Here is a 16174-nt window from a genome sequence, read left to right on the forward strand (position 1 = left end):
GAAATAGTAAACTCCATAGATGGCCGGTTCCCGTAAAAACGGAATGGGGCCTGGAGGGCAAAGAATGGTTGTCCCAGTTTGACCAGGAATTTATCCGGTAAAATAAAGAAAAGGATTAAAGGAAAGAAGCCGTCTCTTACAACAGGGACGGCTTCTTCTTTTTAGGTGTTGTGCGATGGGTTTATAACAGCCGCCTTATAATGAACCGGAATCAATTTTATTAAAATGCGTAATTACTAGTGGTTTGTGAGGACACAAACCACGGCCCACGCCACGGTCAGTGTCCTCACTGACCGAGAAAAGAAATAATTTTGATGCCGGCTTATTATTACAGGCCGTTGCGAAGCGTTTTTCCGTTTCTTTCCCCCGTATGCCGCCCCCGGTCCACGGTAACTTTCCCATTCACCAGCACATAGGCAAACCCGGTGGAGTAGGCATGGGGTTTTTCAAAAGTAGCGAGGTCCTGTACTTTTTCGGGGTCAAAGATCACAATGTCGGCCGCCATGCCTTCCTTGAGCAGGCCGCGGTCCGCAAGGTGGAATTTTTGAGCCGGCAGGGAGGTCATCCGGCGGATGGCTTCTTCCAGTGAAAGGACTTTTTCTTCGCGTACGTAGCGGGCCAGTACCCGGGCGTTGGTACCATAGCCGCGCGGATGGGGCATTCCCTCGTTCATGATGCGGATGGAAGCATCGCTGGCGAACATATCAAAGGGGTATTTCATGATGTATTGTACATCTCCTTCGCTCATGCCGTGGAAAACAGCGCCGGCGCCTCCGTTCATCATAAGATCAATCACCGTAAGCGCTTCTTCCCGTGCTTTGTGTTTACGACCTTTCATCAGGTTGATCTGTTCAATACTTTTACCGTTATAGCTGGTATCCGGCTTATAGTAAGCTACTACTGCATAGCTGAAGTGCTTTAGTTTCCGTTGTTTCAGGCTTTTGAGCATATCTTCAACAACATATTTGCGGATGTCGGGGCGTTGCAGGCGCGCACGGATGCTGTCCTGCCCGTCGGCCAGTACATCGCTGGGCAACAACGTACTGATGGAGGTGCTGCTGGCCGTATAAGGGTATTGATCAATGGTAACATCAATGCCTTCCCTGCGGGCAGTTTCGATCATGGCTACGGTCTCTTTGCTCCGGCCCCAGTTTTGCTGCCCGCTGAGCTTGAAGTGAGAGATCTCTACGGGGATCTTTGCTGCCCGCCCGATTTGCAGCGCTTCGCGGATGGCATCGGCTACGTTATTGCCTTCGCTGCGCATATGTGTGGCATAAACGCCATTGTATTGTGCGGCGATCCTGGCCAGTGCAATAATTTCATCCGGCTGGGCATAAGTACCGGGAATATAGATAAGACCGGTAGAAAGGCCAGCCGCGCCGTCTTTCATCGCCTGCAGGGTAAACTGCTCCATTTTTTTCAGCTCCACCGCAGAAGGCGCCCGGTTGGCCCGGCCCAAAACAGCCTTCCGTACATCATTATGACCAATAAGGGAGGCTACATTGATGGAAAGTTTTAAAGAATCGAGCCAGCTAAAGTACCGGCCAATGTTTAGGTTGGAGGCACCACAGTTTCCCGCAACCACCGTGGTAACGCCGTCGTAGATAAAACTCTGTGCCAGCGGGTCCTTATCTTCATCCCCTTCAATATGGGTATGTACATCAATAAACCCGGGAGCTACTATAAGACCACCGGCATTAATAATGGTGGAACTGTTATAAGACAGGTTTTTGCCAATAGCCAGGATCCTTCCGTTTGCAACGGCAATATCACCATAAAACCAGTTGTTGCCGGTTCCGTTGATGATCCTTCCATTCCGGATCAGCACATCGCAGGAGGGCTGCGCCCATGCCTGTAGTGCAGCCAATAAGCAGACTGCCAGCAGTGGTAGTTTGTTAAACATAGGAGGTAAGTTACAAAAAAAGGATGAATGCCACAGAGCCGCTGAAGCGCTGAGTTTCATGTGTTGTTTCAGTGGCAAACCATTTCGAAGATCCGGAATGGTGCGTAGGGAGGCTAAAATGAAAGCAGGTTGCTATGTAACCAATTTGGTAACGTTTTTCGTATATTTGTAAATGCGCGTTATTGCGGTAAGGACGTTAAGAGACTATTGTGCCGGGTTTGTTCAGGCGGAGCAGGCCTTATTATCGTGGTATAAGGAGGCAAGCGCCGCAAATTGGAACAACCCCAACGAATTGAAGGCGCAATATCGCAGTGCGTCAGTGCTGAATGATAAAAGAGTGGTTTTTAATATTCACGGAAACGCTTACCGGTTATTGGTGGATATTGAGTACCGGCTGAAAATAGTATTTGTAGTCTGGTTTGGTACGCATAAGCAATATGATAAAATTGATGCAAAAAAAGTAGGTTATGTTAAAGCCGATAAAAAATGAGCAACAGTATGATAGTGCACTTGGCAGGGCTTATAGGTTGATGCAAAAGGATCTGAAGCCCGATTCTGCAGATTCTGATGAACTGGAGGTACTTTCAGTGTTGATTAAGGAATACGAAAGTGAACATTTTGCTGTTCCGTCACCTAATCCTCTTGAGGCAATTAAATTCAGGCTGGAGCAAATGAATATGTCTGAAGCAGAACTGTCCGGGATTCTTGGATATCGCTCCCGGAAATCGGAGATCCTTTCAGGAAAAAGGAAACTGAGTTTATCAATGATCCGGAAACTGAATGAAAAGCTGCAAATTCCAGCCAGCGTACTCATTCAGGCATATTAAACTAAGGCAAAGCCATTGCCGGGCGGCACCGAAATATTTTTATACACCGTGATGCCTGACGGCTCAAAAGGCCTAATAGATCAGTGTTTCTGTGCTTCAGTGGCATCCCTCCATCACAAAAGCAGCGGGTCACTGAATGATTCCTTCCCGGTTTCTACTCTCCCGGCAAACCGCCGTTCAAACTGCTCATCATTGCGCAATAATACAGAAAAATCATACCACCCAAAATTCTTATCGAGCAAAAGGATGAGGCGCTGGGAGGCTCCGGGAGCCAGGGTGCGCAACAGGTTCCGCTGCCCGTAGCTGTTATCCTTAACGATGATGGGCTGTGACTGTTCCGAATGGTTCTGAAGCAAGAGCTGCACCTGCCCGTATTGTTTTCCGCGGGTGACAGTATACCTGCATTCAACAGTGATGCGGGCCCCGGTTGTATGCCCCTTTAGCTCCCGGTAAAAACCATTGGGGCCAAAGAGTGCCAGGTGGTAGTCTTTCCCCGCAAACCCGCTCAGCGGAATGGGATATGTCAGGGTTTCACCGGCGGCCACTGCAAACGACCAGTTACGGTTGACAATGGGCTGGCCATTGGTATCATTATAAGGCAGGTAGGCATATAAGGAGAAGGGGCTGCCCATGGACCGCTCCTTAAAAATAGCAGTACCGGCCTTCAGCACCAGCTCAATATGCTGATGGCTGGCATCTACATGTGCATCGGCATATAATTCATAAGGGAGCGCGCTGGACGGCTTTGCCCCTTTTTCCTGTATGAAATAATTCCTGGTCTTTTTGAAATCGGAACGGATGGCACGGATGGCTGCTGACTGCAGGGGCGGCACTCCCTCCGGTATGGGGCGGTACCGGGCTTCATCAATACGCTGGAGGAAAGCATCCCGTTTCAGGAACTCCGGCTGTTTTACGGTTTCGCCGTTATAAGGGCGGAACACAGAGGAAAGATCACCGCACACGGCCCGGCGCCATTCGGAAAGATGCGGAAGTGCTAATTTTTTACCGGTTTTGCGGGAGGCGAATTTTTCAATGAACTGGACAACCGAAGTGTGATCAAACACCTGGGAATTGACGTATCCCCCGCGCGACCAGGGGCTGGCTACTACAAAGGGCACCCGGTACCCCAGGCCGATGGAGCCCTCCCTGGCGTTGGTCTTGCTTACGCCTTTCTGACGGATCTCATCGTCGAGGGTCACAAATTCCTTATCTATATTGGTAATGCCGGAAGATACGGCGCCCGTGGCCGGGTTCCGGAAGTCTGGTGCGGTAAAAGGGGGCACATGATCAAAATACCCGTCGTTCTCATCATAAGTGAGAATGAAAACGGTTTTTTTCCATACTTCTTCGTTGTGTGTGAGAATATCCAGCACTTCGGAAACATACCAGGCGCCGAACCAGGGCGCGGAAGGGTGGTCTGAAAAATACTGGGGCGCTACCAGCCAGGAAACGGCAGGCAGCTTTCCTTCTTTTACATCTTTCCGGAAATTGGCCAGTACATCCGATTTGGGCACCTGCATTTTTCTTTTGGTACCATGATCATCGTATTCGATGGTTTCGGTTTCATGATAATCGGGGTCAAAGTCGTTGGTGGCAAATGCCTTGTCGTGCAGCGCCTGCTGATCGCTGCTCAATGGTTCTGCCAGTTCCCTGCGACAGCGTTCCAGCTCGGCCTCATAGCGCTTTTTGCGTTCGCGCAGGCTGTTGAGGGCCCGTTTTATTTTTTGGTCGTCCGGCTGTTCAATAGCTTTCTGCTCCAGCCCGGGCAGTTCTTTTTCCAAAGCTGCCAGCCGGTTTACGAGGTACTGCTCATACTTGCGGGAGCGGCGTACCCGGTAACGGGTAAACCATTCCAGCGGGTTGTCCGTAAAATTACTCAGCCAGGCTTCTGCTTCACCTTCAAGACCGGTGGGAAGGCTCAGTTCGTTCTGATACACTTTCCAGGCAATATTATGCTCCTGCAGCAGCTCCGGAAGTGTCTTCCAGTCGCTTTCCGCACTGTAGTCCGATTCGCTGTTCCGTACCAGTGCAGGGTTGGTGGCCTGCCCGTCCTTGCGGAGCGTGCCCGACCAGAAATAGAGCCGGTTGGGTGTAGTGCCGGTAAGGGAAGAGCAGAAATGCTGATCGCAAACCGTAAAGGCATCGGCCAGGGCATAGTTGAAGGGGATATCTTCACGGGTATAATAGCCCAGGGTCATGGGCTGCCCTTCAAAGCCTTTATAACCGGTTCTTTTGGCAATGAGCCATTGATCATACTGGCCGTTGTTGCGGGCATCCACCTGGTCGCCCCAGCTATGTGGAAGGCCGCCCATCCAGGTGATCTTTGTTTGCTGCATATCCAGGCGAAAGGGCAGATAGGACTTCTTTTCTTTGTCTGTTTGCAGCCAAACAGGATTACCATCGGCCAGTTTTAGCACCCGTGGATCATTAAAGCCCCGTACCCCTTTTAAGGCGCCAAAACAATGGTCGAAGGAGCGGTTTTCCTGCATCAGCAGCACGATATGTTCTGCGTCTTCAAAGGTGGAGCCCTTGGCCGGGTTAATGGCCATGGCTTTTTGAATGGATGCGGGAAGCACAGAGAAAACCCCGGCACCACCGGCCAGTAAGCTGGTCTTTTTTAAAAAGTCTCTTCTTGAAAAATCAATTGGCATGGTTCTAACAGTTTAAAGTTTAAAGTTCAACATTGCAACGAACATTGAACCTTAAACATTGAACAAAAAAAGGTATGAGCTTTTACACTACTCATACCTGCAAAATAGCTTTTTATTAAGAAAGAGGAGTGCTTATTTCAGCAGCCACATAACCTGGTTGGCATCGTCGGTACCACCAAATTGCGATTGAATGGCCGCGGCAACATTGGCGCCGTTGTTATCCAGCTCCAGCTGCGGGTAAAGCCAGCGGACCGGGAACTTGGTAGCGGGAATATTCCGGTTGGTATTGGAATTTAACACAAATGCCGGATAACCGGTACGCCGGTTTTCATACCAGGCATTATAGTCAGAGCCCTGTAAAAAACCTGCCAGGTATTTTTGGGTAATGATCTGTTTGATCTGGTTTTCCGAACTTCCGGTGAGCACTACAGCGGCCGTTGCCGGGTAAGCGGCAATATAAGGCCCATCCATTGCCATACCATGATTGTAGGCTGCCGGGGTATAATTGGCCAGGAAGTTCATAGAGCTTTGTATGCCTGCTGCATAGTACGATTGTGCACTGGATCCGGTGATCCAGCCTCTTACAGTGGCTTCTGCCAAAATGAACTGGATATCCCAGTAATTTAAAAGCCCTACGGGTTCAGCATTGAACAGGTCCTTATAGCGTTTGTTGAACTCACAGAAATTTCCATCATTTCTTGACGATGTGGTGCTGGCAAACAGGTCGGAGGCCTCTATACTTACATAGGCATCCCAGTCGGAAGCTAACTTGCCCCCGGTGATCTTTGCCGGGGCAGGTTCTGCATAATAGAACAGCCGCCGGTCCTGTAAGGCTTTTAGCGGGGTGATCAAGGCACCTCCTACCATCGACTGGCCGGAAAAGGAATTAAGCTGAATGGGTGTGCTGCTCCAGGGATACGCGTACCCGGCAGAATTGACATAAGTTACGGCAAAATTATCATCGTAATTGCGCATAAGCGGCCGGTTGGCCACAATATCCTTAAACCGGTTTACCACGTTCAGGTCCGCATCGCCGGTTTTCTTATACAGCTGCATCAATACATGCAGCTCAAAGCTGTTGGTCAGCCGGCGCCATTTATCCACGCTCCCTTTATAGATGAAATCGCCGGAAAAATCAGTACCGGTAGCAAACAGCATATTGGCGCTGTCCAGTTCATTCAGGATGCCAACAAATACCGCTTTCTGGTTATCGTATTTGGGCTTTATGACGCCCTCGCTTTCGCCTTTAAGCGCATCGGAATAGGGAATATCGCCTACCTGCATAGTGAGCTGGTAAAACTGCCAGGCCCTTATAAAATGCGCCAGCGCTGTATAGGAGTTCTTTAAACCGGCAGGTTCATTGGCCGCATAACCAAGCATCGGGGCTATATTGCGCAACACGCTCAGCCGTCCAAAATTGGTCCGGGCTATTTTATTGTATTGAAGATCTTCCTGCCGCTCCGTCCATAATACGTATTTCGACAACATAAAAGGTCCGCAAAACCCCTTTGTACTGGCAATATCATCGGATGTAATGGAGGTAAGCATATTGGTTGCCAGCCAGGGAGCGGTGGATGTGGTGGATTTGTCGGGGTTGTTATTGATGGCATCAAATTTTTGGGTGCACGATGCCCACAGCATGGCGATGACGGGCATGGCCATTATATATCTCAGCATAATTTTCATTTGTGTAATTTTAAAAGTCATACAATCGCATTCGCTTTATAATCCCAGCTTAATGTTCAGACCCAGCATCCGCTGTGAAGGAGCATTTAAGTTTTCATTGCCAAGGTCCGGATCAGAGAATGTGAATTTTGTCCACAGGAATACATTCTGTGCGGTTAAAGACACGGAAGCATTTTTAATACCGGATTTGCTATACAGCCTGGAAGGGATCTTGTAGCCTACAGAAATTTCCCTTAGCTTAACAAAGGACTGGCTTTTTAATCCATGCTCATAACTGTCCGTATTATTCAGTTCCTGCATAAAAGCCTGATACCCCACTGCTACATCATTCTTTTCAAATTTGCGGGTATCGGTAAGAATGCGCCCGTATTTATCGTAAGTGGCCTCTCCGGAAACAAGTTTCACGCCCTCGCCCACATAGTTGGTAAGCCCGTTCACTACCTGGTCGTAGCGCCATTTGGTATCCGTTTCGGGGTTGGTACCGCTGTCAAACATCTTGTTCCAGATATAATCATACATGATGCCGCCGATGCGCCCGTCGATGCTGATGCCCACAATAAAATTATTAATGGCAAAGTTGTTCACAAAGCCGAACGAGAATTTGGGGTCGGTATAGCCCATATTTGCTTCATAGGGGCTCGAAGCTACCAACCCGCCTACAAGGATAAGGTTGCCCTGGGGGTCTCTTAACAGGGGCTGGGAAACGTATACATCTTTCCGTGCTCCTTTTTTGATCCAGAGTTTATCGGGCGTGTAAACCGGGTCCAGGTCCCGATAATAATTGTGATTGAACGAATAGTTGACCAGGGAGTGCCATTCAAAATTTTTACGTTTGATCACAGCGCCGTCTACCGTTACTTCAATTCCTTTTCTTACATAGGTTTCTTCGATGTTAAGCAGGACTTCATCAGAACCCGAGGCCTGGGAGATCTTGGGCTTGTATTGTTGCTGGTAATAATATTTGTTGAAATAGGCCAGATCCACATGCAGGCGGCCCTTCAGGAAATAAGCCTCCGTACCCACTTCCCAGGTCTTTGTTGCCGATGCAAACAGGGATGTACTTAAGATCGTGGAGGGGTAGCTGGTGCTGGGCATACCCCATGAGGTGGAGGGATTATAATTGCGGTTGTAATCGTATATGCCCGCCGGTGTTTTGGCCTGTGTCCAGGCGCCCCGCACTTTCCACATATCTACGGCCTGTGGCATTTTGATAAATTGGGAAAGGATGACACTTCCTGCTAAAGAAGGATAAAAGAACGATTGCTGTGCAGCAGGCTGGGTAGAAGCCCAGTCGTTACGACCGGTAATATCTAAATAGGCGATCCGGTTCCAGCTGATAGAAGCCTTGCCGTACAGGCTGTTCATTTGTTTGCGCCAGGTGCCATAGGTGGATTTTATTTTGTCTACACCCACAGCTGTTGACGCCACCGCATTGGCCAGAGAATACCATCCCGGGATGGCCAGGCCGTTAACGGTTTGCGCACCCTGCTCCCTGTCAATATTGTAAACAATACTTCCTCCACCCAGCAGGTTAATGTCAAAATTGCCGATCTTTTTATCATAGGTTAATATCAGGTCATTGTTGGTGCTGAAGCCCCACATCTGGTTCATACCAAACATGCCTTTTCCCCCGTAATTCCAGCTAAAAGTAGATTTAATACCTGTTGATCCGATAGTAGGACTTGATCCTCCGCGGGTAGAGTAGATCCCGGCCGGGCTTTGTACCGTTTCTTCATTTTTATAAAAATCATACCCGGTACGGAACATCAGCTTCAGATTGTTGGTGAACTTATAATTGGCGGTAAGGCTGGCATTGAGCTTGTTTTTTTGAATACCGTCTAACTTTTCATAGGCGATCATGTAGGGGTTATCATACCATTCGGTGTATAACCAGTTTTGTTTGAGATTGGGCGTTACCCAATAGTCCCGGTACTGGCGCACATCATAATCTGGCCCGGTCCACATCTGCAACTGGTAAATATATCCCTGCGCACCATATCCCTGGCCCCAGATCTGGGGCGATTGCTCCCAGGTGTAGCCCATGCTGCTTTCCACACTGAATTTCTTCCCTATTTTCAAAGCCCCGCTCATCGTATAGTTGACGATGTTCAGCTTTTCGTTGGGGAACTGGCCTTTGTTATAAATATGGTTGACGCCGGCCCTGAAAAACCCGTTTTCCCCGTTCTGGGTAACGGTGATGTTGTTATTGGTGATGAGGCCGGTTTGCAAAAAGTTCCTCAGATTGTTTTTTCCGCTGGATACCAGGGGCATCATCTCTTCCCGTTTGGTAACGGGATTCCATTGCACCGCGCTGTCCCCGATATCTAATTTAGGTCCCCATACATAGTCAGTGGCGATCTTTCCGTCGAGGCCATGGCCGTAAGAAGTTTGTATTTTGGGTATGGCCAGGAAGCCGGATGCAACCATGGTATTACTGTTAATATCAACAGACAGGCCGCCACCTTTTCCTTTTTTGGTCGTGATCATAATAGCCCCTCCCTGACCCCTGGAACCATATAAGGCAGTTGCGGTAGCCCCTTTCAGCACACTGATGTCATCAATATTATCTGAGGGGATATCACGCAGCGTCATGTTATTATAGGGAACCCCGTCAATTACCAGTAACGGTGTTTCCCCGCGCAGCTCAATGGTAGGGCTCGCATTAAATTCGGTGGAATTTTTTATAACTAAACCCGAAATTTTACCGGTGAGGGAAGTGGCGGCATCTACTCCTTTTACCGTTTGGATCTGGTTGCCGTTTACTTTTTGTACTGCATAACCCAGGGCTTTTGCCTCACGCGTAATACCCAGCGCGGTTACCACTACTTCTTCCAGGGCGCGGTTGGCTTCCTCAAAAACCACATTGAGGGTTTGCTGCCCGTTTACTTTTATTACCTGGGTGCCATAACCCACATAGCTGAAGGTAAGCTCATCAAACTCGTCTACCTCAATGCTGTAAGCGCCTTTATCGTTGGTAATGGTGGCCTTGCCTTTATTGGAGGATACCGTAGCGCCGGCAACCGGTTCGCCTTTTGAGTTGGTCACCACACCTTTTACCAGGATGTTCTTTTTAATAGCCACTTTTTCGCGGATCACGATCAGATTGTCGCTCATTTGCTGGTACTCAAGCCCGGTTCCATTGAGGATTGTTGGTAGTAGTGACAGAACCGGCGTATTTTGCACTTTGATATTGACCATGCCGGTTTCATCTACCAGTTTATTGCTGAATACAAACCGGTAATCCGTCCTTTTTTGTATGGTTTTTAAAATAGTAGACAGCCGGGCATTCTCCAGCTGCAACGAAACGGACCCCTGGCTGTAGCCTGTATGAGCTGCAACCTGTGATGCTGTTGCCAGTATTAAGGCAAGACATAATTTCATAAACAACAGTTTTTTAAGCAGCCGCCGGGGCCACTCATTCGGATAAGCACATTTTTTCATACTTTTATTTTAGTTTATTATTAAACAAGTGGAAGGTCTTGTTCCTTCCATTTTCCTTGGGGGGAAATGGCTGCAATCCGTTTCTCCCTTTTTTGCTGGCCTGATTTTAATGTTGCATGGATCTTATTTATCTATGGTGATTTGATTTCCGTCTTTTTTATAAGAAAAAGAATACGAAAGCTGTAAAGCTTTTAACACTTCGTCAATGGCTTCGTGCTGAAACGTAGCCGTATAACGGTAATGCGCTACATCGTTGTTACTAATGGTAATGGTCACATTATATTCCCGCTCCAGGATGTTCCGGATTTCTGATAACGGCTGGTTTTCAAAAATCAGGAGGTTGCTCACCCAGGCCGTTTCAATGTTCTGGTTGGAATCGTGGTAGGATAGTGGCATTACTTCGGGCCTTGCTGCAATCTTCGGCGTCAGGCTATCCGGCCGGTTCATTACAAACTTCTGGTTTACCTGTAAGGTTTTATAAACGATATCGTCATTACCCCGGGGTAACAGGATCTGCACTTTGCCTTCCAGTAATGAGGTTTCGCTGTACCGGTCGTTGGTATAAGCCTTCACGTTAAACCGCGTGCCAACGGCCCTGATCTTATATTGCGCAACATGAACAATAAAAGGAAGCGCTTTATTATGTGCTACATCAAACAGGGCTTCCCCGGTCAGGTATACATTCCGGTTTTGTTCTCCGAAGGAGGGTGAAACCAACAGCCTGGATCCTGCGTTCAGCAACACTTTTGTGCTATCCGGCAGCAGAATGGTTTTGCGCTCTCCGGGCTGCGACTGTGCCGTTTCTCCGGAGCCGGTTGTGGTTTTAGCCGTCAGTGAGGGCGCATAGGCGGGTTTCCGGATCTTGCCGGTGAGGTAGATGCCCGCGGTAACCAAAAGCAGGAGGCAGGCTGCAACGGCAGTCCATTTCTTCCAGTTGCTGCGCCGCAGGGATACCGGTTCTTCGTTAAGAGACCGGGTCGTTTCGTCGGGAGCCACATACAGCGCATGTTCGGCCGAATCGTCGGTAGCAGATAGTTCATTTTGCTTTTTTTGCAGCATGTATCTGAGTCCCAGTACCAGTCTGCGGGCCTCTTCAATGGTGATCAGTGCTTCCGGGTGTTTCAACAGGTAGTCATCCCAGTACGCAATGTCGCGGGGATTGCCTCGCGTACAAAAAGCAATAAAGGAATCGTCGATGACCAGTTCTTCTACTGTATATAGCATGTTCGTAAGGCCGGTTTCTATTAAAGACGCCGGTATGTGCAAAATCTAACTGCTTTTTTTAACTTTTTTTTAGCTACTTCTCATAAATGCAATTTTCCTGATGAAGCTCCGCCGGTTATAACCCCCTGTGGGGCTATCGGCATCCACGGATGTGCGGGAAGCAATTTTTCATTGTCTTTTACAGGGACCTGTTTTTAAACAGGCCTTATGGAAGCAGGCAGAGCATGAAATTGACCAGCCGCTCCAGCACGGTATCTTTTTTAAGATGCTGTCTTAAATGCTGGATCCCTTTTGAAAGGTTATTATAAACCGTTTGGTGTGTGAGGCCGGTCAGGGCAACAATTTTTTCGGTGGAGTGACCCTGGTAATATTTCATATAGATCACCCGCCGGAACCGGGCCGGTAATTTTTTATAAGCTGCTGCAATATGATTGATGAGGGCGGTGTCGGTTTCCAGTTTCTCAATGATCTCCTGAGCAGAGGGTAAATGGAAGGATTCGATCTCCCTGTAATGGCCCTTGCGCTGCTGGCTCCGGTGCAGATCGATAAGCCTTCGTTTAAAGGCGGTTACCAGCCAGGCTTCGGGGTTTTGAATGACACCGGGTATATCCTTTTGCAGCAGATCCAGGAAAAACTGGTGCACAATGTCTTCGGCTTCCTGTACCGTATATCCCAAATGACAGGCAATTGCCTGCAGCTTGGCCCTAAACTCAGTATACCAGGAATCGATCAGAAGCATAAATCAAACTTACGCGAATAATTGATACAAGAGCGATGATGCTTTTAAGTTATTATTAATTATGTGATAATGAAATGGTTATATAATCCTGGAACTCCTTGTATGCAGACCCATAAAAGCAGGAGACCCTGTACCGGAGTACCTGCCTGTACATTTATATAGAACAATCGGTTGCATAAAACAGGTAGGAAAGTCTTTTTATTTGTGCAAACGTTTGCTTAAAACGTTTTCGTAAAAATTTTCGGAGCAGGGGGAACGGATTAAAAACCGGGGGCTTACCTTAGGTTATTATTAGCATAATAATAACAAAATTTATTTGGGAAGATTGCCTTGTTTTTGTAAAAAACCAACGATAAGCTTGCATCATCCTGATTAGAGATCACCGGTTGCAGGGGCAGGTACCCTGGTAATACAACGGTATTATGTTGGCAGTGATCAGACCGCCGCATATAGTATTGATTTGTTTAATGGCTATTCAAAATATCAAAGATTTAATATGTGTCATCACCGAAACCGAAAAATTGCAACGTTCTTATTTTTTGCCGTAGGTCTTTTAATATCTTTTACAGGGAATGCACAGGTGGAACCGGGCCGGAAAAAGATCCAGATCACCGGTCTGGTTACCGATTCTGCCGGGGCGCCTTTAAACGGGGTGTCGGTAGGCATCAAGACCAATGCTTCATCCGGAACAATGACCAATGTGGACGGCCAGTATATCTTTGAGGTATCACCGGGAACCACACTGGTGTACTCATTTGTGGGCTTCCGGGAAGAAGAACGGAGCATTACCGATACCTCCAAAGTGATCAATGTAACGCTGTATTCAAAAGGCGCCAGCCAGGATGAGGTGGTAGTGGTGGCATATGGCACTCAAAAGAAAAGAGAATTAGTGGGCTCTGTAACCTCTGTGTCAGTAGAAGATCTTCAGAAAGTACCCACCAGCAATCTTACCACGGCCCTGGCCGGAAGAGTGGCCGGTCTTATTGCCTACCAGCGTACGGGGGAGCCGGGGCAGGACAATGCCGACTTTTTTATACGGGGGGTAACCACATTCGGGTATAAAAAGGATCCGCTGATCTTAATTGACGGGGTGGAACTGACCACAACGGACCTGGCGCGCCTGCGTCCTGATGACATCGAAAGCTTTTCGATCATGAAGGATGCGGCTTCTACTTCGCTGTACGGTGCCAGGGGGGCAAACGGGGTGATACTTGTAAGTACCAAGCGGGGTAAAACCGGCGCGGCAAAGATTGCCGGTAACTATGAAACCTCTATTTCGCAGCCCACGCAAAACCTGAAGTTTGTGAACCCCGTGGATTATATGAAGCTGTATAATGAGGCGGTTTATACCCGCACGCCCATTGGCGATAATACGATCTACCCTGAAGAAAAAATTGCCAATACGGCTGCCGGGGCCAACCCTTATGTCTATCCTGCCAATGACTGGCTGAATGCCCTGTTTAAAAAGCAAACCATCAACCAGCGGGCCAACCTCAACGTAAGCGGGGGCGGTACGGTGGCCCGGTATTTCGTTTCAACATCGTTTACCCAGGATAACGGTATTCTGAAGGTGGATAAACTGAATAATTTTAATAACAATATTAACCTGAAAAGCTATACCCTCCGTTCTAATGTGGATATTGACCTGACAAAGACGACCCTGATCAAGGTGAACCTTGCCGGGAATTTTGACGACTACAATGGTCCTTTGCAGGGCGGATCAGCAATGTATGAAAAGGTGATGCATTCCAACCCCGTGCGTTTCCCTGGCTATTATCCAACCCCGCCGGAATTATCCTACCTGAAACATACATTGTTCGGAAATGTTGAGCTGCAGCCCAATGTAGTGATGATGAACCCTTATGCGGAAATGGTAAAAGGATATAAGGATGAGTCGAGGTCCTTTATGTCGGCGCAAATGGAAGTAAAACAGAACCTGAACTTTTTGGCCCGCGGGCTGAATTTCAGGGTCATGGCCAATGTGAACCGCACCTCCAACTTCAGCACTACCCGCCAGTTCATTCCTTTCTGGTATGAGGTATCCAGCTATAACCGGGCAACAGATAAATATGGGCTCCGGAATATCAACCCGGAAGGAGGAACCGAGTATTTGAACTATGTGCCCGGCGACCGGCAGCTATCGGCTTCTTTTTATATGGAATCTGCACTGAACTATAACCGCAGCTTTGGTTCAAAACATAATTTTGGCCAGATGCTGATCTATACAATGCGCCATAAAGTAGATGGCAATGACGATATACAGGGGTCTCTCCAGAAATCATTGCCGTACAGGAACCTGAGCCTTTCCGGGCGTACGACCTATAATTATGATAATAAATACCTGCTCGAGTTCGATTTCGGCTATAACGGTACCGAACGGTTTTACGAGGATAAGCGGTTTGGTTTCTTCCCCTCCATAGGGGCCGGCTGGCAGGTTTCCAGTGAGAAGTTCATGGAGCGGTTCAATAAGGTGATCAGTAACCTGAAGCTGAGAGGTACTTATGGCCTTGTAGGAAATGACGCTATCGGGGATGCGGGCGATCGCTTTTTTTACCTGTCGGAAACAAAGCCGAATGAAACAACACGGGGCGCCGTTTTTGGCGAAAATAATATCTATAGCAAGCCCGGGTACCTTGTAACCAGGTATTCCAATGCCAATATTACCTGGGAAAAATCTTACCAGATGAACCTGGCGCTGGAACTGGGCCTGTTTGACAAGCTGAATTTTATCGGGGAATATTATACCAACGACCGTCATAATATCCTGATGACCCGGCCGGAGTTCACCACGATGGGGCTGTCTGATGATATCAGGGCCAATGTTGGCCGTGCCAAAAGCAGTGGTGTTGATCTGTCCCTGGATTATTCGGATCATTTCGGCAAGGATTTCTGGGCTTCCGGGAGGGCAAATTTCACCTATGCAAAGAGCCGGTTCCTGGCCTATGAAGAGCCGGACTATGTGGAGCCCTGGAGATCACATGTGGGCTATTCGTTGAGCCAGCAATGGGGCTATATTGCAGAGCGCCTGTTTGTAGATGATGAAGAGGCCCGCAACGCACCCATACAGCGCTTTGGAAACGATTATGGCGGCGGCGATATCAAATACCTGGACGTAAACCGGGATGGTGAGATCACCGAGGCCGACCTGGTTCCTATCGGTTACCCCACAAGTCCCCAGATCGTGTATGGCTTCGGTTTTTCGCTGGGATATAAAGCCTTTGATTTTTCCGCATTTTTCCAGGGATTGGCGCAGGAATCTTTCTGGTTAAATGTTACCCGCTATAATTCGAGCACGAATAAAGGATCTACCCTGCCCTTTGTGGATGAGGGGGCCATGCTGCAGGCTTACGCAGATGACCACTGGTCCGAGGCTAACCAGAATGTATATGCGCTCTGGCCCCGGCTTAGCTCCACAGTAGTGGCAAATAATGCACAACGCAATACCTGGTTTATGCGGGATGGGGCCTTCCTGCGGCTCAAACAGGCTGAGATCGGTTATTCCCTGCCACAGGCGCTTATAAGAAGGATCCGCAGCAACTCCTGCCGGGTCTATATAAACGGATCCAACCTGCTTAGCTTTTCCAAATTCAAGCTCTGGGATGTAGAGCAGGCGGGTAATGGCTTTAACTACCCGGTACAAAGAGTATTTAATATTGGTGTGCGTATCTCCTTTGATTAAGAATCCTGAATTCAAACAGAAAAA

General features: G+C 48.3%; 9 protein-coding genes. 3 read left to right on the top strand and 6 right to left on the bottom strand.

Translation table 11 applies throughout. The features are described 5' to 3' along the window. Window positions 1-328 precede the first annotated feature (328 nt). Window positions 329-1903, bottom strand: coding sequence for an N-acyl-D-amino-acid deacylase family protein (locus BLS44_RS20960; RefSeq protein ID WP_090392202.1), 1575 nt, complete (start codon window positions 1901-1903; stop codon window positions 329-331). A gap of 172 nt (window positions 1904-2075) precedes the next feature. Here BLS44_RS20960 and BLS44_RS20965 point away from each other — a divergent pair, with 172 nt between their 5' ends. Next, window positions 2076-2393, top strand: coding sequence for a type II toxin-antitoxin system HigB family toxin (locus tag BLS44_RS20965; protein ID WP_090392203.1), 318 nt, complete (start codon window positions 2076-2078; stop codon window positions 2391-2393). Further along, entirely contained in the window at window positions 2371-2730 is a 360-nt protein-coding gene (locus tag BLS44_RS20970; protein ID WP_090392204.1) for a helix-turn-helix domain-containing protein, read from the top strand. Before BLS44_RS20965 ends, BLS44_RS20970 begins: the two co-directional genes overlap by 23 nt. 113 nt (window positions 2731-2843) lie before the next feature. Here the strand turns inward: BLS44_RS20970 and BLS44_RS20975 are convergent, their stop codons facing one another. The 5 genes from BLS44_RS20975 to BLS44_RS20995 all read right to left on the bottom strand — a co-directional run bounded on the left by BLS44_RS20975 (window position 2844) and on the right by BLS44_RS20995 (window position 12471). After that, complete coding sequence (locus BLS44_RS20975) at window positions 2844-5381, bottom strand: phosphocholine-specific phospholipase C (protein WP_090392205.1); 2538 nt, start codon at window positions 5379-5381, stop codon at window positions 2844-2846. Between the two features lie 132 nt (window positions 5382-5513). Then, entirely contained in the window at window positions 5514-7067 is a 1554-nt protein-coding gene (locus BLS44_RS20980; RefSeq protein ID WP_090392206.1) for a SusD/RagB family nutrient-binding outer membrane lipoprotein, read from the bottom strand. A 36-nt stretch (window positions 7068-7103) separates the two neighbouring features. Beyond that, window positions 7104-10448, bottom strand: coding sequence for a SusC/RagA family TonB-linked outer membrane protein (locus BLS44_RS20985; RefSeq protein WP_245729331.1), 3345 nt, complete (start codon window positions 10446-10448; stop codon window positions 7104-7106). 183 nt (window positions 10449-10631) lie between these two features. Next, the gene (locus BLS44_RS20990; RefSeq protein ID WP_090392208.1) at window positions 10632-11732 is read right to left on the bottom strand and encodes a FecR family protein; all 1101 of its coding nucleotides are present in this window, start codon (window positions 11730-11732) and stop codon (window positions 10632-10634) included. 205 nt (window positions 11733-11937) lie between these two features. Continuing rightward, window positions 11938-12471 carry an RNA polymerase sigma factor gene (locus BLS44_RS20995; RefSeq protein WP_090392209.1) on the bottom strand — a complete coding sequence of 178 codons (534 nt, stop codon included), beginning with the start codon at window positions 12469-12471 and terminating at the stop codon, window positions 11938-11940. A gap of 496 nt (window positions 12472-12967) precedes the next feature. Between BLS44_RS20995 and BLS44_RS21000 the strand changes: the two genes are divergently transcribed. Beyond that, the gene (locus tag BLS44_RS21000; RefSeq protein ID WP_090392210.1) at window positions 12968-16150 is read left to right on the top strand and encodes a SusC/RagA family TonB-linked outer membrane protein; all 3183 of its coding nucleotides are present in this window, start codon (window positions 12968-12970) and stop codon (window positions 16148-16150) included. Window positions 16151-16174 lie beyond the last annotated feature (24 nt).

The organism is Niabella drilacis (genome assembly GCF_900101395.1).
Taxonomy (GTDB): domain Bacteria; phylum Bacteroidota; class Bacteroidia; order Chitinophagales; family Chitinophagaceae; genus Niabella; species Niabella drilacis.